At 62.0% G+C, this 20,013-nt stretch carries 21 protein-coding genes and 1 tRNA gene; 2 read left to right on the forward strand and 20 right to left on the reverse strand.

The annotated features are described in order from the left end of the window. The 15 genes from CCC_RS10455 to CCC_RS10525 form a co-directional block, all read right to left on the reverse strand. Complete coding sequence (locus CCC_RS10455) at positions 1 to 651, reverse strand: hypothetical protein (protein WP_041041188.1); 651 nt, start codon at positions 649 to 651, stop codon at positions 1 to 3. Then, complete coding sequence (gene mazG / locus CCC_RS10460) at positions 638 to 1,456, reverse strand: nucleoside triphosphate pyrophosphohydrolase (protein ID WP_041041189.1); 819 nt, start codon at positions 1,454 to 1,456, stop codon at positions 638 to 640. Before mazG ends, CCC_RS10455 begins: the two co-directional genes overlap by 14 nt. A gap of 3 nt (positions 1,457 to 1,459) precedes the next feature. Continuing rightward, positions 1,460 to 2,128, reverse strand: coding sequence for a transglutaminase-like domain-containing protein (locus tag CCC_RS10465; protein WP_041041191.1), 669 nt, complete (start codon positions 2,126 to 2,128; stop codon positions 1,460 to 1,462). A 36-nt stretch (positions 2,129 to 2,164) separates the two neighbouring features. Further along, the gene (locus CCC_RS10470; RefSeq protein ID WP_009867207.1) at positions 2,165 to 2,488 is read right to left on the reverse strand and encodes a hypothetical protein; all 324 of its coding nucleotides are present in this window, start codon (positions 2,486 to 2,488) and stop codon (positions 2,165 to 2,167) included. 43 nt (positions 2,489 to 2,531) lie between these two features. Next, the gene (gene nhaA / locus CCC_RS10475; RefSeq protein WP_041041193.1) at positions 2,532 to 3,683 is read right to left on the reverse strand and encodes a Na+/H+ antiporter NhaA; all 1,152 of its coding nucleotides are present in this window, start codon (positions 3,681 to 3,683) and stop codon (positions 2,532 to 2,534) included. After that, the gene (locus CCC_RS10480; protein WP_041041195.1) at positions 3,673 to 4,446 is read right to left on the reverse strand and encodes an MBL fold metallo-hydrolase; all 774 of its coding nucleotides are present in this window, start codon (positions 4,444 to 4,446) and stop codon (positions 3,673 to 3,675) included. Before CCC_RS10480 ends, nhaA begins: the two co-directional genes overlap by 11 nt. Continuing rightward, positions 4,443 to 5,222, reverse strand: coding sequence for a TatD family hydrolase (locus CCC_RS10485; protein ID WP_009867204.1), 780 nt, complete (start codon positions 5,220 to 5,222; stop codon positions 4,443 to 4,445). The genes CCC_RS10480 and CCC_RS10485 overlap by 4 nt, the downstream gene beginning before the upstream one ends. Before the next feature lie 4 nt (positions 5,223 to 5,226). Continuing rightward, a complete protein-coding gene (metG, locus tag CCC_RS10490; RefSeq protein ID WP_041041197.1) occupies positions 5,227 to 6,777 on the reverse strand; it encodes a methionine--tRNA ligase in 1,551 nt (516 codons plus the stop codon). Positions 6,778 to 6,809: 32 nt separating this feature from the next. Beyond that, positions 6,810 to 7,901, reverse strand: a complete 1,092-nt coding sequence (locus CCC_RS10495; protein WP_041041199.1) for a DNA polymerase III subunit delta' — start codon at positions 7,899 to 7,901, stop codon at positions 6,810 to 6,812. Continuing rightward, positions 7,898 to 8,536, reverse strand: coding sequence for a dTMP kinase (gene tmk / locus CCC_RS10500; protein WP_009865753.1), 639 nt, complete (start codon positions 8,534 to 8,536; stop codon positions 7,898 to 7,900). Before tmk ends, CCC_RS10495 begins: the two co-directional genes overlap by 4 nt. A 4-nt stretch (positions 8,537 to 8,540) precedes the next feature. Next, the gene (locus CCC_RS10505) at positions 8,541 to 9,704 is read right to left on the reverse strand and encodes a D-alanyl-D-alanine carboxypeptidase family protein (RefSeq protein ID WP_052473096.1); all 1,164 of its coding nucleotides are present in this window, start codon (positions 9,702 to 9,704) and stop codon (positions 8,541 to 8,543) included. A gap of 19 nt (positions 9,705 to 9,723) precedes the next feature. Further along, positions 9,724 to 10,698, reverse strand: a complete 975-nt coding sequence (locus CCC_RS10510) for a septal ring lytic transglycosylase RlpA family protein (protein ID WP_041041202.1) — start codon at positions 10,696 to 10,698, stop codon at positions 9,724 to 9,726. Positions 10,699 to 10,737: 39 nt separating this feature from the next. Beyond that, positions 10,738 to 11,739: a lytic murein transglycosylase gene (locus CCC_RS10515; protein WP_041041204.1), complete on the reverse strand. Its 1,002-nt coding sequence runs from the start codon at positions 11,737 to 11,739 to the stop codon at positions 10,738 to 10,740. 89 nt (positions 11,740 to 11,828) lie between these two features. Continuing rightward, complete coding sequence (locus CCC_RS10520) at positions 11,829 to 12,629, reverse strand: YdcF family protein (RefSeq protein ID WP_009867299.1); 801 nt, start codon at positions 12,627 to 12,629, stop codon at positions 11,829 to 11,831. 90 nt (positions 12,630 to 12,719) lie between these two features. Beyond that, positions 12,720 to 13,907, reverse strand: a complete 1,188-nt coding sequence (locus tag CCC_RS10525) for an ABC transporter substrate-binding protein (protein WP_041041445.1) — start codon at positions 13,905 to 13,907, stop codon at positions 12,720 to 12,722. 191 nt (positions 13,908 to 14,098) lie between these two features. Here CCC_RS10525 and CCC_RS10530 point away from each other — a divergent pair. Both CCC_RS10530 and CCC_RS21190 read left to right on the forward strand, forming a co-directional pair. After that, positions 14,099 to 14,186 (forward strand) — tRNA-Ser (locus CCC_RS10530). A 113-nt stretch (positions 14,187 to 14,299) separates the two neighbouring features. After that, a complete protein-coding gene (locus CCC_RS21190; protein ID WP_052473100.1) occupies positions 14,300 to 15,757 on the forward strand; it encodes a sensor histidine kinase in 1,458 nt (485 codons plus the stop codon). Positions 15,758 to 15,759: 2 nt separating this feature from the next. On the opposite strand, the gene CCC_RS10540 is transcribed toward CCC_RS21190, so the two are convergent. Genes CCC_RS10540 through CCC_RS10560 form a run of 5 tightly spaced genes read right to left on the reverse strand, consistent with a single transcriptional unit; the run spans position 15,760 to position 19,962 of the window. Beyond that, entirely contained in the window at positions 15,760 to 16,611 is an 852-nt protein-coding gene (locus CCC_RS10540; RefSeq protein WP_009865526.1) for an aldo/keto reductase family protein, read from the reverse strand. A gap of 60 nt (positions 16,612 to 16,671) precedes the next feature. Continuing rightward, positions 16,672 to 17,379: an ABC transporter ATP-binding protein gene (locus CCC_RS10545; RefSeq protein ID WP_009865407.1), complete on the reverse strand. Its 708-nt coding sequence runs from the start codon at positions 17,377 to 17,379 to the stop codon at positions 16,672 to 16,674. Then, positions 17,379 to 18,110 (reverse strand): ABC transporter ATP-binding protein, encoded by a 732-nt coding sequence (locus CCC_RS10550; protein WP_052473101.1) that lies wholly within the window; start codon positions 18,108 to 18,110, stop codon positions 17,379 to 17,381. Before CCC_RS10550 ends, CCC_RS10545 begins: the two co-directional genes overlap by 1 nt. Then, on the reverse strand, positions 18,107 to 19,099 hold the full coding sequence (locus CCC_RS10555; RefSeq protein WP_009868293.1) for a branched-chain amino acid ABC transporter permease: 993 nt from the start codon (positions 19,097 to 19,099) through the stop codon (positions 18,107 to 18,109). The genes CCC_RS10550 and CCC_RS10555 overlap by 4 nt, the downstream gene beginning before the upstream one ends. After that, the gene (locus CCC_RS10560) at positions 19,096 to 19,962 is read right to left on the reverse strand and encodes a branched-chain amino acid ABC transporter permease (RefSeq protein ID WP_009868292.1); all 867 of its coding nucleotides are present in this window, start codon (positions 19,960 to 19,962) and stop codon (positions 19,096 to 19,098) included. Before CCC_RS10560 ends, CCC_RS10555 begins: the two co-directional genes overlap by 4 nt. Between the last annotated feature and the right edge of the window lie 51 nt (positions 19,963 to 20,013).

Genomic DNA, 20,013 nt, shown 5'->3' on the forward strand with positions numbered 1-20,013 from the left:
CTAACGAAGCTCCGAGGCACGGGGGGCGAGGGGACGTTCGGTATCCACGTCGCGGATCATCACCAGTTCCGGCATGGCCGACAGGGCATTCTCGATCTTCCAGATATAGACCTTGGACGTGCCGAAGGGTTTGACCTGGGTGGCGTTGTGTTTCACCACATTGCCGTCGGTGGTGATGCGGAACTCGCCCTCCATGTTGAGGCCCAGTTCGGCCAAAATCTGGGCGTCCGAGGGCTTCATGGCATTGGCTTTGACCACAATGGCGCCGTTCTCCATGGACCGCAGCGAGATCATCCTGGCGTCACGGCGAATCAATGAGGTCAGCTGGACCTTTTCCAGCCTGCCGACCCGTTCATATTCCACGGAGAACCGGCCCTTGCCCTTGGCCTCGATCTTGCGAAAGGCGATGTCGCGCGACAGATCGCGGCGAACGTTTTCTTGTCGCTCGGCCTCTTCCTCGGGCTTGATCTTGTTCTTGCGGTAATCGTCGAGCATGGGGGCGAACATCAGATCGCCCTTATAGGTCAGCGAATAATCGCCGTACCGGGACAGGCGCAGCTCGCTCTTGAACTTGTCGGGGATATAGCACGACGACAGCAGCAGCAAAGCCGCCAGCACGCCGATCCGTTTCAGCCAGTCACCCGCCACCATGTCCTCCGGACTTCTCCAAGGTTTTGGCAGCCTGCCACAGTGCCTCCATCTCGTCGAGGGTGGCGGTATCGGGCGAACGCCCCGAAGCCTTCAATTCAGCCTCGATATGGCGAAAACGGCGTTCGAACTTGGCATTGGCGCGTTTTAGGGCCCGTTCGGGATCGATGGCCAGCTTGCGGGCCAGATTGACGCAGACGAACAGCACGTCGCCCATTTCGTCTTCCAGGCGGTCGAAAGGGGCCTGCGAGCGGATTTCCTCGGCGATTTCTTCGGCTTCTTCGGCCAGCTTGTCCAAGATGGTCTCGGGACGATCCCAGTCGAAGCCCACGCGGGCGGCTCGGTTTTGCAGTTTCAGGGCGCGAGTCATGGGGGGCAGGGTGCGGGCCACCCCATCCAGAATGCCCGGCTCGGCGCCTTGGGCCTTGGCGGCGCGCTCGCTGGCCTTGGTTTCCTCCCAGGCTTCCACCTGACCGGCGCTGTCGCGGCCGTCATTCTCCACGAAGACATGGGGATGGCGGCGGATCATCTTGTCTGCGATGGCCGAAGCGATGGCGTCGAAGTCGAAGTCGCCGTTCTCCTTGGCCATCTGGGCGTAGAACACCACCTGGAACAGCAGGTCGCCCAGTTCGTCCTTCAATTGGGGCATGTCGCCGTGTTCGATGGCCTCGGCCACCTCATAGGCTTCCTCGATGGTGTAGGGAGCGATGGTAGAGAAGGTCTGTTCCAGATCCCAGGGGCAGCCACCCTCAGGCGAGCGCAGGCGGGCCATGATGCCCAGCAATCGGTCGATAGGCTTGTCGCTCATGCTTCAGGCCTTGGCCTCGGCGGCGAAATCGGCGCCCTTGTCCCAGGGATCATCGGTCATCAGCAGCGGGCAATGCACGCGGTAGGTCTCGGTGATCTCATCAAAAGGGACGTCCCAGAAGCTGCCATGCTGGGCCACATATTCCATGTGACGTCGGTCCTGCTTGTCGAAGGGGTGGAAGACAGAGTCGTTTTTTCCATCCCATTCAAGGGGATGGACGCCGAACTTCTCGCATAGAGCCAGGTTGAAGGCGGGGGTGGCCTTGACCCATTGATTCTCGGCCATGATCTCGGCGAAGGCGTGCCAGCGGAACACATCGCCGCCGTTCTTCTCCAGTAATTTTGGCGTCGCCAAGTGATTGCGAACATCGGCAAAGCCGATGCGGGCGGGAATGCCGACAGCCCTGGCGCAGGCGGTCAGCAAGGCCGCCTTGGGGATGCAAAAGCCGCTGCCCTTAGCCAACACATGGGCGGCGGAATAGGTTTCCTGCGCGTTGAATCGCACATAGGGGGCGTAGATCACCGTATCGCGCACCGCATAATAGAGGCGAATGGCGGCGTCCAACCGATCACTCGCACCAGAGGCGGCGTTTTGGGCAAAGGCGATAATGGCGGGATCGTCGCTTTGAATGAATTTTGCAGGCTGCAAGGCGCGCGGATCGATGCTGGTCATGGGGGTTCCGTACTGGTGGGGCGCACCAGCATAAAGCTATTCCTTGGCCGGGGGAACGCTGCAGCACTGATGGACGATGGAGTTCTGGTCGCGGCGGTTCTCATCCTTGAACGCCAACCAAAGGCGACGCAGCCGAGCGAAGAGGCCTGTGGAAAGATTCACGCCATTGGCCGCCAGCCAGCGCTCCATATCGGCAAGCGTGGCATGGCGCAGATCATAGGTGATCATGATGGCGAACGGCCCCAAAAGCTTCAGGTCTAGAATGCCTTCAGGCCGGGCCAGGGTTTCGACGATTGTTGCCGGGGCGTTTGGCGCGAGAGAGAGGGTAATGGTGCGGATCAGACGGTGCGTGGCGCTCATCTCGTCTCCAATCCTTTCATAGCCATTTGTCGCATAATGTATATTATGACGACACTCGTGTGCATCTTAAAAGGATGGCGGAGCCCAGGATGGCGGAAAGCCCGGATCCGGCCAAAACACCGATTTTCACGGCATTGGTCATGTCGGAATGTCCTGCAAAAGCAAGGGCGCCAATGAACAGGCTCATGGTGAAGCCGATGCCGCACAGCACAGCGATTCCGTAAAGCTGGGACAAACTGGCGCCATCGGGACAAACGGCAAGCTTGAACCGGATGGCGCACCAGATTGCGGCGAAAACGCCGAATTGCTTGCCGAGGAACAACCCCAGAGAAATGCCCACAGGAACGCCGCCAAAAATCACGGATGGGTCGAGCCCGCTAAAGGAAACGCCGGCATTGGCAAAGCCGAAGATCGGAACAACGCCATAACCAACCCATTTGGCCAGGCCATGTTCCAACCTCAGCAAGGGCGCCCCTTCCCCTTCTCCCATGGGAATGGTCATGGCAAGCACAACACCGGCGATGGTGGCATGGATGCCCGATTGCAGCATGGCGACCCACAGCCCCGCCCCCAGGAGCAAATAGGGCCACAAAACACGCACACCGGTACGGTTCAGGAACACCAGCCCGCCCAGCAGTACCGCCGCTAGCCCCAAAGCAAGCCAAGACAGTTGCGCCGTATAGAACAAAGCGATGATCAGAACAGCCCCCAGATCATCCATGATGGCCAGGGCGGTCAGAAAAACTTTCAGTGAGGCCGGAACCCTTGATCCCAGCAGCGCGAGAACGCCCAGCGCAAAGGCGATATCGGTGGCGGTGGGTATGGCCCAGCCGCGGATCGCCAGCGGGGAAGCCCCGTTGAAGGCCAGATAGACCAGGGCTGGTGCCGCCATTCCTCCCAAGGCCCCAACACCGGGCAGAGCGCGCTGCGGCCAGGTTGACAACTGACCCACCAGCACCTCGCGCTTGATCTCCAGCCCGACCAGAAGAAAGAACACCGCCATCAGCCCGTCATTGATCCAATGCAGAATGCTGAGACCCAGATAACTGGCCTGAAGCGACGCGAAATAGACTTCTGACTGCGGTGAATTGGCGACACCCAAGGCCAAGCCCGCAGCAATCATCAAAATGATGCCGCCCGACGCCTCACTGTCCAAAAAGTCCCGTAGCCCGGAAAAATACCGTTCAGCCGTCATTGTCGATCACCAACCCGTCATGGGCCGGAATGACGTGCGGCGGAACGGCACGCCGCACCGCCTCGTAATCAAGACGGGAGCCCATATGGGTGATATAGGCGCGTCTGGGCTTGACGCAATCGATCCATTCCAGAGCCTTGGCGATATGGGCGTGGGTCTGGTGGGGATAATCCACCAGGCAACCGATAATCCAGGTGTCCACGCCTTTCAGGGCCTTGAAGGCCTCGGGCGGCATTTCGACCACATCAGTACTGTAGGCCATGGAGCCGAACCGCAAGCCCAGCGTGCGGCAATAGCCATGGTCCTGATCGAAGGGAATCACATCAATGTTTCCGATGCGGAACGGCCCGCTGATTTCATGGGCTTCCAGCAGGGGGCGATAAATCATTTCCCCCATTTCCTCCAGCGGCTCGAAAGCATAGGGAAAACGGCTCCGGGCGGTGGCAAGCGTTCCCGCGTCGCCCCATACCGGCAGCCATTTGCGGGTGGCGCGGTTGATCTCGCGCAGATCGTCGATGCCGTGCAGGTGATCGGCGTGGTCGTGGGTATAGACCACCGCATCGACGCTCTTGACCCCGGCCGCCAGCAACTGGTCGCGCAGGTCGGGCGAGGTATCCACCAGGATTCGGGTATCGCCCTCCTCCACCAGAATCGAAGACCGCAGACGACGGTTGCGCGGATTGTTGGGGTCACAGACCCCCCACCCCCCGGAGATGGTCGGAACGCCAGCGGCGCCGCCACAGCCGAGGATGCTTATCCTCATGGCCGGATCACTTTGGTGAACAGGCGGTGAAAGTTGTCGGTGGTGGCGGCTTCCATCTCAGCCATGGTTATGCCCTTCACTTCGGCTAGCCGGGCGGCGGTATGGGCCACATAGGCGGGCTCGTTACGTTTGCCGCGATAGGGAATCGGCGCCAGATAAGGCGCGTCTGTCTCCACCAGAAGGCGGTCCAGGGGTACGACCGCCAGGGTATCGCGCAAGATGTCGGCGGTCTTGAAGGTCATGATGCCCGATGCCGAGATGAAAAGGCCCAATTCCACAGCTTTTTCAGCGAAGTCTGGGCCCGAACTGAAGCAGTGGATCAGTCCGGTGAAGGCCCCCTTCTCCATCTCTTCGGCCAAAATCCGCCCGGTATCGTCGTCAGCGTCGCGGGTATGGACGATGATGGGCAAACCCGTTTGGCGCGCTGCCTCGATGTGGATGCGGAATGAATGGCGCTGCTGCTCGCGCGGGCTCTTGTCGTAGTAATAATCCAGGCCGGTCTCGCCCAGCGCCACCACCTTGGGATGCTCGGCCAGACGCAGTAAGGTATCGAGATCAGCATAGGGCTCCACACCGGCTTCGTGCGGATGGATTCCTACTGTTGCCCAGACATTATCGTAGCGCTCGGCCACCCTGACCACCTGGTCATAGCGGGTGACATGGGTGCCGATGGTCAGCAGCACGCCTACCCCCGCCGCTTTGGCGCGCCCGACCACGCCGTCGAGATCGTCGGCGAAGTCGGGGAAATCGAGATGGCAGTGACTGTCGACAAGCATTTCTTTAGCTCGCAGTTTCTTCCACATAGCGTGGGAACACGCCTTGAGGGGTCGGCAAGGTGATTCCCGCCTTCAACGCATGAGCGGGGCCGAAGAAGGCGAAGCTGCGTTCGGCCTCGGGCACCATCAACTGGTCGAGGATGCGGGCCGAGGCCGCCGGCATGAAGGGCTGAGTCAGCAGGCCCAAGCAACGGATGGTCTCGGCCAGAACCCAAAGCACCGTGCCCATGCGGGCGGGATCTGTCTTCTTCAAAGCCCAAGGCGCCTGCTTGTCCACATAACCATTGGCGGCACGGATGACAACCCAGATGGCCTCGATGGCCTCGTGATACATCTGGCGGTCCATGGAATCCCTGACCTTGGCCAGCATGGCATAGGCGGCACCCAGCATCTCCTTGTCATCATCGGTATCGGGCGAATGGGCGGGCGTCACGCCTGAGCAATTCTTGCCGATCATGGACAGCGAGCGCTGAACCAGATTGCCGTAATCATTGGCCAGTTCGCTGTTCATGCGGCCCATCATGGCGCGATGGCTGAAATCGCCGTCATTGCCGAACGGCACCTCGCGCAGCAGGAAATAGCGCACCTGATCCAGGCCGTAGGTCTCGATGAGCGACAGCGGATCGATGACATTGCCCACGGATTTGGAGATCTTCTGGCCCTCGTTGGTCCACCAGCCATGGGCGAAGACGCGCCGAGGCGCAGGCAAATCGGCGGCCATCAGGAAGGCCGGCCAGTACACGGCGTGGAAGCGGACGATGTCCTTGCCCACCATATGGATGACGTTGGGCCAGTAGCGGGCGAAGTCGCCGGTCGTGTCGGGATAGCCCACGGCGGTGATGTAGTTGGTCAGCGCGTCCAGCCAGACATACATGATATGGGCGTCGTCGCCGGGCACCGGAATGCCCCATTTGAAGCTGGTGCGCGATACCGACAGGTCCTGCAGCCCGCCCTTCACGAAGCTCATCACCTCGTTGCGCCGCGACTGGGGCGCCACGCAATCGGGATTGTCCTCGTACCATTTGAGCAGGCGGTCCTGCCAGGCCGACAGGCGGAAGAAGTAGCTGGGCTCCTTCACCCATTCCACGGGCGCGCCGGTCGGCGCCAATTTGGAACCGCCCTCGCCTTTGACCAGCTCGTCCTCGGCGTAGAAAGCCTCGTCGCGCACAGAGTACCAGCCCTCATAGGCGCCAAGATAGATGTCGCCCTTGGCCAGCAGCTTGTCCCACAGCGCCTGACAGGCCACCTTATGACGCTCCTCGGTGGTGCGGATGAAATCGTCATTGGTGCAGCCCAGGATCTTGGCCAGTTCGCGGAAATTGGCCGAATTCTGGTCGGCCAGGGCCTTAGGCGTCACGCCGAAGGCTTCCGCCGACTTTTCCACCTTCTGGCCGTGCTCGTCGGTGCCGGTCAGGAACTTGACGTCGAAGCCATCCAGGCGCTTGAAACGCGCCAGGACATCGCAGGCCAGCGTGGTATAGGCATGGCCGATATGGGGCTTGTCGTTGACGTAGTAGATCGGCGTGGTGACGTAGAAGGTCCCGGCCCCGGTCATGGGAATGCTCCACAAAATCAAGATGTTGCCCGCTAGCGTGAACCCTGGCGGGCGAGGCGTTCCACCGCCATGAAGGCGCTGAGAACGGCCTGCTTGCGGTCGAGATGGACCGCTTCGGTGCGGGCGAACAGGGTGGTGATCTTTTCCCACACCTCCAGCCAATGTTCAAGACTGGCCGCCGCCAGCAGGCGCTCCATCAGGGCGCCCTCGCCCGCCACCACTTCCGCCATGCCGTGACCCTGACGGCCACCGGCGCGAATCAGGCGGGCCAGCCACCAGCCCAGCAATTCGGTAACCGTTCGGAACGATCCATCGTTTTCGGGCCGCGCCACCTTGTCGCCGAAGGCATGGAGCGCAGGCACATCCAGGCGCGGCAGGGTTTGCAGCAGATTCAGCAGATCGCGGTAGAGGTCGAGACCGCCCTCATCGGCCAGCGCCAAGGCCTTTCCGATACTGCCTTCGCCCAGCTTGGCCAGGGCGGCGACTTCGGTGGGGCCCAGTTCGGGGCGCTGACGGGTCAGCAGATCGGCGACCACATCCTCAGCCAGGGGTTGAAGCATCAGGCGGCGACAGCGGGACCGAATGGTGGGCAGCAAGCGACCAGGAGAGTGCGAAATGAGCAACATCAAGGCATTGCGCGGCGGTTCTTCCAATACCTTTAGCACCGCATTGGCGGCGTTGCGGTTCATTTCGTCGGCGGAATCGATGATCACTACCCGCCAACCACCCTCGGCCGGAGTCAGCGACATGAAGTGGCCGATGCCGCGCACATCCTCGACCACGATTTCCGAGCGCAGTTTGCTTTTCTTGTCGTCGGCCCAGCCGCGCTCGACGGCTTCGAGATCCGCATGGCCCTGGGAGGCGATGCGGCGGAACACCGGATGGTCTGGTCGGATTTCCAGATCGGTAGGCGAATCGCCGAACAGCCCGCCCCCCTCCCCGCCACCGGCCAGGGCGAAGCGGGCGAAGCGGTAGGCCAGGGTCGCCTTGCCGATGCCCTTGGGGCCGCAGAGCAGCCAGGCATGGGCCAGCCGCCCCGAATTCCAGGCATCAAGCAGCGCCGTCTCGGCCGTCGCATGGCCGAACAGATCCGAGGTTTCGCGGGGATGGGGGGAGTCGGTCATGGCACCGGCAGCCGCGCCCGCACCGTCGACATGATGTCGCCATGCACCTCGTCGGGCGAACGGGTGGCGTCGATAACGGCGCAGCGCATGGGATTGGAGGCGGCGATACCGAGGAATCCCTGGCGCAGACGCTGGTGAAAGCCTAAGCCCATGCGCTCATAGCGGTCCTCGGCCCCACCTCTGGCGCCCGCCCGCTCCAGCCCCGTCTCGACGGGTAAATCAAGGACCAGGGTAAGGTCGGGGGCGAAATGACCCACGGCGACGCGGTACAGGCTGGCGATCACATCGGGGTCAAGACCATGGCCGAAACCCTGATAGGCCAGCGTGGAATCGGCGAAACGGTCGCAGATGACCCAGGCGCCGCGCTCCAAGGCAGGCCAGACGGTCTTGAGCAGATGGTCGCGCCGCGCGGCGAAGTGAAGCAGCGCCTCGGTCACCCCGTCCCAGCGGGCCGTGTCGCCCTCCACCAGCAGAGCCCGGATGGCCTCCGCTCCCGTCGAGCCGCCCGGCTCGCGGGTGGTGACCACCATCAATCCCTCATCGCGTAAGGAATCGGCCAGCAATCGGACCTGGGTCGACTTGCCCGCCCCTTCCCCGCCCTCGAAGGTGATGAAGCGTCCGCGGGCGGTTTGCATGGGTTCAGCCCTTCTTGCCCCAGATGACGCGCTTGAAGGCGGTGGACATGCGCCCGCTCCAGCCCAGCTTCTCCACATCGGCACCGGCCACCATGGGCATTTCCACCGGGTCCATGCCGGGCGCGGTCACCACGATCTTGCCCACTTCCTGACCGGCCTTGATGGGCGCGGCGATGGGGCCGTTATAGATTGTGGTGACCTTCATCTCCAGGCGGTTGCGGCGTTGCATGCTGACCTCGACGGCATTCTTGACCAGCAGAGGTACGGTTTCCTTCTGGCCCAGCCAAACCTCGGCATCGGGGATCACCTCCTCGCCCGCCTTGAACAGGGCGTAGGTTTCCCATTCGCGGAAGGCCCATTCGGTCAGGCGGCGCGATTCCTCGGCCCGTTCCTTCATGGAGCTCATTCCGTTCAGCACCATGATGATACGGCGGTTGCCCCGCTTGATGGAGGCGGTCAGGCCGTATCCGGCGGCTTCGGTATGGCCGGTCTTGAGGCCATCGGCGCCCGGCGTGTTATAGAGCAGCGGATTGCGGTTGCCCTGCTTGATGCCGTTGAAGACGAATTCCATCTGGCTGAACAGCGGGTAATATTCAGGAAAATCGCCGATCAGGTGGCGGGCCAGCACCGAAAGGTCGCGGGCCGTCATCATATGGCCGGGCTCGGGCCAGCCGCTGGCATTCTTGAAGGTACTCCTGGTCAGGCCGATCTGGCGGGCTCTGCGGGTTTCTTCCTCGGCGAAGGCCTCTTCCGAGCCGGAATAGGCCTCGGCCAGCACGGAACAGGCGTCGTTGCCCGACTGGATGACCACGCCCTTCAGCAATTCCTCGACCGTGGCCGTGGAGTTGACGGGAAGGAACATCAGCGAGCCCTCGGACTTGTAATGCCGCTTCCACGCGGTTTCGCTGACCGGCAGGCGGTCGGATGGCTTCCAGGCGCCGCTTTTCAGCTTGTCGAAGACCATGAAGACGGTCATCAGCTTGCTCATGGAACTGGGCACCATCAGCTCATCGGCATTCTTCTCCATCAGCACCTGGCCGCTGGCGTGATCGATGATGATGGCCTGCTTGGCGGCGGTCTCGATGGATTGAGCCCCGGCTGGCAACGATACGATGGCCAGGGGGACGACCAGGGCCGCAGCCAGGGAACGGCGGAGAAGAGCGAGCATCACAACGGCCTTTTCTTTGTTAATCAACGACCACGCGGGCATCCTCTGCCCCCGCGGCGACAACGGAATCGAGGGTCCGGTCGGCTTCTTCCACCGAGGACATGGGCCCCAAACGGACCCGGAACAAGGTTTTGCCTTGGACCTGGACCTGCTGCAACTGGGCTTTGCCCAGCTTGGACAGGCGCGCCACCATGCGGTTGGCATTGTCATGGCGGCCAAACGATCCAGCTTGGACATAGATGGAGGTGGGGTGCACGGGCACCGACTTGACCTCTTGGGCAGCGATCTCGCGCTCCACGGATTCCGGCGTCAAACCGGGGCGCTTGGGCTGGGCCGAAGAGGCGATGGTCACGTTGTCGCCGCCGCCCGTCTTGACGCCGGGAGGCGGCGGCAAGGATTCCGCGGACACCGAGCCGCGCGGGGCGGCGCTGGCCACCTTGGGCTCGTTGCCGCTGGAATCAGGCTTGAGCTTGCCCGCCAGGACGCGGCTTTCCTCTGGCAGGACCTGCACTCTTACCCTGGCGGTCCCCTTGCCTTCCATGCCCAGCAGTTGCGCCGATTTGCGCGACAGATCCAGGATGCGGCCATTGACGAAAGGCCCGCGGTCATTGATGCGCACGATGATGGACCGCCCGTTCTCCAGATTAGTCACGCGGGCGATGGCGGGCATCTGCAGTGTCTTGTGGGCGGCGGTGACGGCGTTCTGGTCGAAGGTCTCGCCATTGGCGGTCAGCTTGGCGTGGAAATTGGGACCATACCAGGATGCGATGCCCGTCTCGTCATAGGCGAAGTCTTCCTGGGGATAGTACCAGATTCCCGCCACCTGATAGGGCTTGCCGACCTTGTAATTGGTGGCGGCCGAGGCGGAAGGCGGCGGCGGCTCGTCACCCCCCACCGCGCTTTTGGCCAGATGCCCGAAGAGATTCATCTCGGCGCAGCCCGCGAGCATGGTCCCCGATAGCAGCACAGCCACCAAGCGCGTTATCCGCGACATCTAGTTACCTCCCGCCGGTCCGCCCAAAGATATGGTAGTCTACTTGCCACCGATGCGGTCCGCAAGATGCCCCGCCGCCAGGGCGAAGAAGGTGGAGCGGTTCCACTTCATGATGGTGCGGAAATTGTCGTAGACCATGAAGGGCGGCCCCTTGCTGCCCTCGGCCAGGACGATGGAGGCAGAGATATCACGGGCCGGCAGGGGCTTGCCATCGACGGCTTTGACCCCTAAGGCCGCCCATTCCGTCACCGTCTTGCGGGTGTCGGTGCCCAGGGCCGAGCGCGGAAAATCGGACGGCAGCTTCACCGCGCGCCCCCAGGTCTGATCGCCCTTCCAGCCTTCCGACGACAAATAATTGGCGGCCGAGGCCAGGGCATCGGACCGGTTGGTCCAGATGTTGCGCTTGCCGTCGCCATCCCAATCCACGGCGAACTTCAAGAAGGTGGACGGCATGAACTGACATTGTCCCATGGCCCCGGCCCAGGAGCCGATCATATTGGCGGGGGTGATATGGCCCTGATCAAGAATGGTGAGCGCGTTCATCAACTCGGTGCGGAAATATTTCGACCGCCGCCCGTCATAGGCCAGTGTGGCCAGGGACGACACCACCGACATGCCACCGGTATTCTTGCCGAAATTGGTCTCGATGCCCCACAGAGCCACCACGAAACGGGGCTGCACGCCGTAGCGGCGCTCGATTTCGGTGAGCAGGGCCTTGTTTTCCGCCAGCTTGCGCCGCCCTTCCTCCACGCGGGACTGGGAGACGATACGACCCAGATATTCGTTGAAGGACAAGGTGAATTCCGGCTGTTTGCGATCCAGCTCAATCACCCGGTCGATATGGACCACATTGGCCAGAGCGGCGTCCAGGGTCTCGGGCTTAAGGCCCTTCTCCAGGGCCTCGGCCCGCACACCGGCCAGAAAGGTGCCGAAGCCGCTTTCCGCCGTCGCCACCTGAGCTTCGGCCGGAGCCGCCGGTTCCTCGGCCGATGCGGCGCAACCGCCCAGGGCCAACGCGGCTACCGCCAATCCCGCCGTCATCCAAGATTTCGTCGCCCAAGCCATGCGCCAAACCCCAAATCTGGTAAGCATCCGGGTGTTGTGCCACACTTTGGACGGTGTCCGCAATCTCAAGGCTTGGGCAAGAGCGTATCAGTCCAGCCCATCAGGCGGTACATAACCAGACCCAGTCCCTCGTGAATCAAAGGCGCCAGGCCGAAAATACCCTTCTGGGGGCTGAAACGCAGTTCAGTCCACCAGGGCTTGTCCAGACCCGTTGTGTAGTAATCCACCGGAATGGGGACCACAGGCCAGCCCACGGCACGGAAACACCCCACCGAGCGCGGCATATGGCCGGCTGAGGTGATCAGCAACCAGGTCTCTCCTGGTCTGGGCTGCATGAGTTCCTTGCTCAACGTGGCGTTCTCGCGGGTATTGCGCGAATCCCGCTCGAAAACGATGCGGTCGGTGTCGAATCCCAGATCGTCGTAAAAGATCTTGGCGTAATCGGCTTCGCGGAGTTCCGGGTTGAAAGGGCTGCCCGAGCCTCCGCTGAACACCAGCCGGGCTTCGGGGTAGCGCTTTGCCAGGGGGATCAGCGTCGTCATGCGGGTGACGCCGCCCCCCACGGACACCTGACCCCGCGCCTCGCTCACCACTGGGTTGATGGCACCGCCCAGAACGATGATGCCATCGACCTTCTCGGGGAGAGGATTAGGAGCCCTGAACCGCGCCTCCATCCAGGTCTCGGCCCAATATTCCAGGGGCACCACGGCCATGAAAGTGACCGTCAGCAGGGTGACGCCAAGAACCTTTCGCCCCAAGGACAGCCATCGACGCGACAAGGTCATCAGACCGCCGAGCAGAATCAGCAGCAGGAAGACAGTGGCCGGGTCGGTAGCGAAACCGAGCAGTTTGGACAGCAGAAACATACAAACTACATGCCACGGCAAGGGTGTGGAGTCACTGGGCTTGTGATGACGGGAGGCGGCCAGACAACCGCCTCCCTCCCTTTATTACCGTTATTTCTTGACCGTGGGGCAGGCCGAGTTGGCCAGTGGCTTGAAGGCCTCGGCTGCCGGAATGGTTGCCTGGATGGTGTAGAAGTCCCAGTCGCCCTTTGATTCCGCCGGGCTCTTGACCTTGACCAGCAGCATGTCGTGGATCACACGTCCGTCGGGCCGGATGGCCGCATTGCGCATCACCGCGTCTGAAATGGGCATTTCGCGCATCTTGGCCGATACCGCCTTGGCTTCGGTGGTCTTGGCCGCCGCCACGGCGTGCAGGTAATGCAGTACGCTGGAATAGGTTCCCGCCTGCACCATGGTCGGCTTGCGGTCCTTGAAGGCTTTCTGGAACCGCGCGGCGAAAGCGCGGGCCTGATCGTCCTGGTCCCAATAGAAACCCTCGGTGAAGGTCAGGCCCTGGGCGATCTCCAGGCCCAGGCTGCGGATATCGGTCAGGAAGATCAGGAGCGGCACCACCTGTTGCCCACCCTGGACGATGCCGAATTCACGCGCCGTCTTGATGGCGTTGATGGTGTCGGCCGCGCCATTGGCCAGGGCGACCACCTGGGCCTTGGAACTTTGGGCCTGCAACAGGAAGGACGACATGTCCGCCGTATTGAGCGGATGGCGGACACTTCCCGCCACCGTGCCGCCCAACTGCTTGACCATGGCCATGGAATCGGCTTCCAGCGAATGGCCGAAGGCATAATCGACGGTGAGGAAATACCAGCTCTTGCCGCCCATTTTGGTGATGGCCTGGGCCGAACCCGCCGCCAGGGCATAGGTGTCGAACATCCAGTGAAAGCCGGTGGCCGAGCAATCCTCGTTGGTCAGCTTGGTGGTGGCGGGACCGGAATACATGGCGACGAAGTCGTGGTCCAGGGTCAGCTTCTGAACCCCCAGAGCCACCGCCGAATTGGTCAAGTCGGCAATGGCGTTAACCTTATTGACATCCGCCCATTCGCGGGCCTTCTGCACGCCGATATCGGGCTTGTTCTGATGGTCGATGGACAGAAGTTCGATCTTCATGCCCTTGCATTCCTTGGCCAGACACTCGTCGATGGCCAATTGAGCCGCGGCGACCGAGCCGGGCCCGCCCATGTCGGAATAGGGGCCGGACATATCCGAGAGAATGCCGATCTTGACTGTCTGCTCGGCCATGGCTGGCATGGCGGCCAGAGTAAGCGTGAGGAGGCCAGTCAAGGCCGGGAACCTTAGGTTTCTGATCATGTGAGCGTTTCCCCGTCTGTGAAGCTCGTCGGAGGCATTTGCCCCTCGTTGCCTTCATCAAAACACAGCAAGGGATGGCAGTGAAACGAATATGTGTTCGTTTAAAGGAAGGCGCTCTGCCCCATTGCGCCCCCCGGCCCGGTGCGCTAAATCTGCGTTCCGTCGGAAGGGTGGCAGAGTGGTCTATTGCAGCGGTCTTGAAAACCGCAGGGGCGCAAGCCTCCGGGGGTTCGAATCCCTCCCCTTCCGCCACTTGCGTCCCGACAAGGCCTTCTCAGATGCCTTGTGTGGGGGTATCCTTAGGAACGTTGGGTGAGAAGTGGGCACGGAACTTTCCGTGGCTGAGGGCTGTGGGGTCGCTCCGTATGCGTGATCGTCTGGAGACACTGGAGCGGCTCGTTTCCGAGCAATCCGAGAAGTTGCGGCAACGCGACGAGGATTTGCGCACGATCCTCGACAATATTCCGGCCATGATTGGTTATTGGGACCGGGACCTGAGGAACCGTTTCGGCAACCGCGCCTATTTCGACTGGTTCGGCGTCGATCCCGACAAAATGCCCGGCATGCATATCCAAGACGTCATCGGGGAAGAGCGCTACAGGCTCAACCTGCCCTATATCGAACGCGCCCTGAGGGGAGAACGCCAGACTTTCGAGCGCGAAATCCCCACTCCCGACGGGCGTTCCCTTCGCCACTCCCTGGCCCAATACATTCCCGATATCCATGACGGAGAGGTCCGCGGTTTTTTCGTCTTGGTCTCCGACATTACCCAGGTGAAGGAGACGGAGACCCATTTGCGGACGGTTATCGACAGCGAACCCGAATGCATCAAGATGGTCGATGCTCTGGGAAAGCTGATTCAGATGAACCCGGCAGGACTGGCCATGATCGAGGCGAAGTCGTTGGATCAGGTCGTGGGCAGCCCCGTCCTGGACATGATCGCGCCAGAATATCGAGATGCTTTCAGGGCCATGCACCAGAGGGTCATCCAGGGCGAAAGCCAGGAATTGCAGTTCGAAATCCTAGGACTGAAGGGAACCCGTCGGTGGCTGGAAACCCATGCGGTTCCCATGAATTATCAGGGAGAGCGGGTTCATCTTGCCGTCACCCGTGATATTTCTGCGCAAAAGGCCATGGAGCTTGTCCTGAAACGGTCCAATGCCGAACTCGAGCACTTTGCCTATGCCGCCTCTCACGATCTTCGCCAGCCTCTCAGGATGATCAGTTCATACCTTCATCTTCTGGAAAAGCAGATGGCGGGCCATCTTGACGAAGAGTGCCAGGAATTCTTCGCGTTCGCCATCAACGGCGCCAGGCGCATGGATCGGATGATCACCGATCTGCTCAATTACGCGCGCGTTTGCGCCGCCGGCACTGCGAAAACCGCAGTAGACCTTGGCGCCGTCCTGCGCCAAGCCATGGCGAATTTGACCGATGATCTAAGGCTGGCGGAATTGGCCGTTCCTCCGGAACTGCCCGTTGTTTGGGGATTCGAATCCGAACTGGAACGCCTCTTTCAGAATCTGATCGCCAATGCCGTCAAGTTCGTCGAGACAGGGTGTCGGCCAAAGATTGCCGTAACGTGCCGGGACGGTGGCAACGAGTGGGTCATCGCCATCTCGGATAACGGTATCGGCATTGCGCCCGATGATATCGAACGGCTCTTCAGGGTGTTCCAGCGCCTGGTCAACCATGATCGTTTCCAAGGGTCCGGCATCGGGCTGGCATCGTGCCGGAAAATCGTCGAACACCATGGAGGGCGTATCTGGGTGGAGTCCCAGGTGGGCGTGGGATCGACGTTCCTGTTTTCCCTGCCCAAGTAACCTCAGTTCAACAGGGGGGCCAGAGTCTGGCACTCCGCATCGCTCAACTCGAAATCCCCGATCTCCAGGTCCTGGCCCATGTGAACGGCCGATGTGGTTCCTGTCAGCGGGATGATTTCCTGCTGGCTGAGGTAGCGAAAAAATATCTGAGGCGCGGTACGCCCGTGCTTTGCCATCAGCGCCTTGACCCTGTCATCCACCAGGATCTCCGGGTTGGCGGTCAACGTCCAGAAGCTTTGATAAAGAATACCGTTCTTGCGGCAATAGGCGCGCAGGATGCGGTCGAAACCGGTCGCGGCGTAGAAACGGTTCTGGACGATGGCTGGCTTGACCCTGGATGTTTCGCAAAGATGGCGCAGAACCTCGGGATCATAGCAATTGCTGATCCCCAGTTGCCGTGTCCCGCCGGATTCGAAAATGCCCTCCATGGCAGACCAGACTTCGCGAAAGTCCGCAGGGTTGCCGAGGGGGGAATGCAGAACAAGGCCGTCCAGGAATTCGGTTCTTAAATTCGCGCAGGACCGCTCGAAGGACTGTGCCACCTGCTGGCTCAGACAGGCGGAGGGATCGTAAGGGATGCGCTGGGGGTCCTGACCGGCCAAGGGAGTGAACTTGGTCTGCAGATAGATTTCGTCACGGCGCAGGCCCTTGGCCAGGGCGGCGGCCAATCCCTCTCCCACCCCCGGCTCATGGTAATGCTTGGGCTGGCAGGCGGTGTCGATGCCGCGGAATCCCTGCCCCAGGGCAAGCTCCACCAGATCGGCCGTCTTCTCCTTCTTCCAGGCCGTGCCATAGATGATCCGGGGCATCACCACGCCGTGAATGGAGGTCCAGCATTGGCTCGCGACAGTCATGGGGCCCCTCTGCTCATGGACATGTCTGCTAATTCGGGCCGGAGCCGAGGGGTTTCAAGGTCAAAGCCCCAGATAGGCCGCCCTGACGCCGTCATCGCCCAGCAGGTCGGCTCCCCTGCCCTCCATGACCACGTGGCCGTTCTCCAGCACGCAGGCATGGTCGGCCATGTGCAGCGACACCGCCACGTTCTGCTCCACCAGGACAACGGTCATGCCGTCTGCCTCGTGCAGACGGCGGATGATGGCGAAGACCTCCTGAACCATGGCGGGCGACAGGCCCAGTGACGGTTCGTCGAACATGATCATCTTGGGAAGGCCCATCAGACAGCGGCCGATGGCCAGCATCTGCTGTTCACCACCCGATAGCGTTCCGGCCAGTTGCTTGCGCCGTTCCAGCAGGCGGGGAAACATCTCCCACACCCGATCCAGGCTTTGCACGGCCTTTGCTCGGGCGCGCGGCACCATGGCGCCCAGTTCAAGATTGTCCTGCACGCTCATTGTGGGAAAGACCTGGCGGCCCTCGGCCACCTGTCCCAGGCCCAGATCGCAGATTTCGAAGCTCTCCTTGGCCGTGATGTCGTGACCATCGAAGACGATGGAACCGGAACGGGGCTTTTCCATACCGGCGATGGCTCGGATCAGGGAGGTCTTGCCCGCCCCATTGGCGCCGACGATGGCGGTGATGGAGCCGTCCGGCACGGTGAAACTCACCCCGGCCAAAGCCTGGGCATCGCCGTAAAACAGGTCCAGGTCCCGGATTTCGAGCATCAGAGCTTCTCCTGGCCCAGATAGCATTCCAGCACTCTCGGGTCGCGCACCACCTCTTCCGGCACACCGTCGCAGACCGGCTTGCCGGTGTTGATCACAACCACACGCTGGGACAGCGCCATGACGGCGCGCATGACATGTTCGATCAGCACGATGGTCAGACCCGTTTCGCGGTTGAGCTTGCGGAAGATCTCCACCATGCGGTCGGTCTCGGCCGGGCGCAGGCCCGCCATCACTTCGTCCAGCAGCAGCAGTTTGGGCGCAGTGGCCAGAGCGCGGGCCACTTCCAGGCATTTGCGGTCGGGCAGCGTCAGGCCGCGGGCCATCTGGCGACGCTTGTCGGCAAGGCCCAGGAGCTCCAAAACCTCGCGGGCCCGGCGCCGGGCCTGGCCCACGTCATGGGTCCAGCGCAGAGCTCCGATCAGCACGTTCTCTTCCACCGAGATATTGCCGAAGGGCTTGACCAACTGGAAGGTCCGCCCCACCCCGGCCCGGCAAACCTGATCGGGCCGAAACCCGACCAGCGAGGCGCCGTCCAGTTCGATCCGCCCTTCATCGGGTTCAAAGACACCGGCGATCATGTTGAAAACAGTGGTCTTTCCCGCGCCGTTGGGGCCGATCAGCGCCACGACCTCGCCGGCGGCCACGCTGAACGTCACACCATCCACGGCGCGCAATCCGTGGAAGTTCTTGACCAGACCATCGACCAGCAGCAGGGGCGCGGCGCTCAATTGTCGCCCTCCCCGTCCAGATCGGGCTCCAGGCCCAGGCGGGCGCGGGCCCAGGGCCAGACTCCGTCGGGCAGGAATTTGACGATGGCCAGCAGCGACAGGCCGTAGCACAGCTGCTTGATTCCCGCCGCCTTGAAGCCCATGGCCTCGGTCGCCAAGGTGATGCCCTCGCCCAGGGGGGTAAGGATCAAGGCCCCCAGGATCGGCCCGAACAGGGTCCCCAGCCCGCCAACGATGGGGGCCAGGATGATCTCGATGGACCGGTTCATGCCGAAGGCCTGGTTGGGAAACAGGTTGTTGTAGTAGAAGGCGAAAAACACGCCCCCCAAGGCGGTCAGCCCCGCCGACAGCATCACGGCATATAGCTTGGCGCGAAACACATTGATGCCCAACGCGGCCGCCGCTTCCTGATCCTCCCTCACCGCCAGCCAGGTATAGCCGAGGCGCGAACGCAGCAGCCAACGGCACAGCAGGAAGATGCCCACGGTCATGGCCAGGATCAGGTAATAGAACATCAAGGGATGGCCCCGCAGATGGATCAGATCGATCCCGTTGCGGTCCCCCACCGGCAGGAACAGGCCGCCAGGGCCGCCCAGGCCGGGGATGTGCTCGAACAGAATGCGGGTGAACTCGGCAAAGGCGATGGTCAGCAGGGCGAAATAGACGCCCTTGACCCCGAAGCGAAAGCCCAGCGCCCCGACGATACCGCCCGTCAGCACGGCCGCCCCCACCGCGGCGAACAGGCCCAGCGCGGCGGGCACCCCCAGATGGACGAACAGCGCGGCAGCGGTATAGGCGCCCAATCCCACATACAGGGTGTGACCAAGCGACAACTGTCCGGCAAAGCCCATCATGATGTTCCACGTCTGGCCCACATAGGCGAAGTACATGACCACCACCAGGACCGACAGCAGATAAGGCCCGGCCGCCAGGGGCGCCAGGGCGAAGGCGGCCAGCAGAAGGCCGAGCAGAATGGCCTGGCGGCTCATTTGCGCGCCCCCATCAGACCTTGGGGCCGCAGGATGAGGACCAGGATCAGAATGGCGAAACTGAACATGCTCTTCATGGACGGCATCAGGAAATATCCGGCCAGCACCTCGGAGATACCGATCAGGATGCCGCCCAACAGGGCGCCGCCCATGCTGCCCAGGCCGCCGACGATGACGATGATGAAGGCCAGCATGGTCAGTTCCGGCCCGCTGGATGGCATGACGTCGATCAGCATGGCCAGCAAGGCCCCCGCTGCCCCAACGCAGGCCGAGCCGATGCCGAAGGTGACGGCGTAGAGCTGCTTGACGTTCAGCCCGATGACCTTGGCGCCCACCAGATTGTCGGCGCAGGCGCGAATGGCCTTGCCGGTCATGGTGTGGCGAAAAAACAGCATCAGGAGGCCGGAGATGGCAAGCGCCGCCACGGCGGCCAGCAGACGGACCTTGTCCACCAGCAGCGGCCCCACCTCGTAGGTATCGAAGCCATAAGGAACCTGAATGCCGTGGGCATCGGGTCCAAAGACCAGCAGCGAGCCGTTGACCATGACGATGGCCACGGCCACCAGCAAGATGAACTGCATGTGTTCCGGTTTGGAGACGAAGGCGTCGATCAGGCCGCGCTGCATGACATAGCCCAGCGCGAACAGCAGCAAGGCGATCAGCGGCAGGCCGATCAGCGGATCAAGTTCCAGCCAGGAAAACAGCGCCCAGGCGGCGTACATGGCCAGCGCGGTCATCTCGCCATGGGCGAAATTGACGACGCGGACCACGCCGAAAATGACCGACAGGCCAAGGGCCATCAGGCTGTAGACCAGTCCGGTCAAGAGGCCTGTGACAATCTGATTGGCGAGATCGATGCTCATGGGCAAAAAATCCAACGGCCGCCCCGATCGGCGGCCGTCGGCTTGTACCTC

It is taken from the genome of Paramagnetospirillum magnetotacticum MS-1 (genome assembly GCF_000829825.1).
Classification (GTDB): Bacteria; Pseudomonadota; Alphaproteobacteria; order Rhodospirillales; family Magnetospirillaceae; genus Phaeospirillum; species Phaeospirillum magnetotacticum.

Excerpts from the sequence above, each read along its gene's own strand:
- CCC_RS10455 (WP_041041188.1), bottom strand. The coding sequence starts at position 651 with ATGGTGGCGGGTGACTGGCTGAAACGGATCGGCGTGCTGGCGGCTTTG.
- mazG (WP_041041189.1), bottom strand. The coding sequence starts at position 1,456 with ATGAGCGACAAGCCTATCGACCGATTGCTGGGCATCATGGCCCGCCTG.
- CCC_RS10465 (WP_041041191.1), bottom strand. The coding sequence starts at position 2,128 with ATGACCAGCATCGATCCGCGCGCCTTGCAGCCTGCAAAATTCATTCAA.
- CCC_RS10470 (WP_009867207.1), bottom strand. The coding sequence starts at position 2,488 with ATGAGCGCCACGCACCGTCTGATCCGCACCATTACCCTCTCTCTCGCG.
- nhaA (WP_041041193.1), bottom strand. The coding sequence starts at position 3,683 with ATGACGGCTGAACGGTATTTTTCCGGGCTACGGGACTTTTTGGACAGT.
- CCC_RS10480 (WP_041041195.1), bottom strand. The coding sequence starts at position 4,446 with ATGAGGATAAGCATCCTCGGCTGTGGCGGCGCCGCTGGCGTTCCGACC.
- CCC_RS10485 (WP_009867204.1), bottom strand. The coding sequence starts at position 5,222 with ATGCTTGTCGACAGTCACTGCCATCTCGATTTCCCCGACTTCGCCGAC.
- metG (WP_041041197.1), bottom strand. The coding sequence starts at position 6,777 with ATGACCGGGGCCGGGACCTTCTACGTCACCACGCCGATCTACTACGTC.
- CCC_RS10495 (WP_041041199.1), bottom strand. The coding sequence starts at position 7,901 with ATGACCGACTCCCCCCATCCCCGCGAAACCTCGGATCTGTTCGGCCAT.
- tmk (WP_009865753.1), bottom strand. The coding sequence starts at position 8,536 with ATGCAAACCGCCCGCGGACGCTTCATCACCTTCGAGGGCGGGGAAGGG.
- CCC_RS10505 (WP_052473096.1), bottom strand. The coding sequence starts at position 9,704 with ATGCTCGCTCTTCTCCGCCGTTCCCTGGCTGCGGCCCTGGTCGTCCCC.
- CCC_RS10510 (WP_041041202.1), bottom strand. The coding sequence starts at position 10,698 with ATGTCGCGGATAACGCGCTTGGTGGCTGTGCTGCTATCGGGGACCATG.
- CCC_RS10515 (WP_041041204.1), bottom strand. The coding sequence starts at position 11,739 with ATGACGGCGGGATTGGCGGTAGCCGCGTTGGCCCTGGGCGGTTGCGCC.
- CCC_RS10520 (WP_009867299.1), bottom strand. The coding sequence starts at position 12,629 with ATGTTTCTGCTGTCCAAACTGCTCGGTTTCGCTACCGACCCGGCCACT.
- CCC_RS21190 (WP_052473100.1), top strand. The coding sequence starts at position 14,300 with ATGCGTGATCGTCTGGAGACACTGGAGCGGCTCGTTTCCGAGCAATCC.
- CCC_RS10540 (WP_009865526.1), bottom strand. The coding sequence starts at position 16,611 with ATGACTGTCGCGAGCCAATGCTGGACCTCCATTCACGGCGTGGTGATG.
- CCC_RS10545 (WP_009865407.1), bottom strand. The coding sequence starts at position 17,379 with ATGCTCGAAATCCGGGACCTGGACCTGTTTTACGGCGATGCCCAGGCT.
- CCC_RS10555 (WP_009868293.1), bottom strand. The coding sequence starts at position 19,099 with ATGAGCCGCCAGGCCATTCTGCTCGGCCTTCTGCTGGCCGCCTTCGCC.
- CCC_RS10560 (WP_009868292.1), bottom strand. The coding sequence starts at position 19,962 with ATGAGCATCGATCTCGCCAATCAGATTGTCACAGGCCTCTTGACCGGA.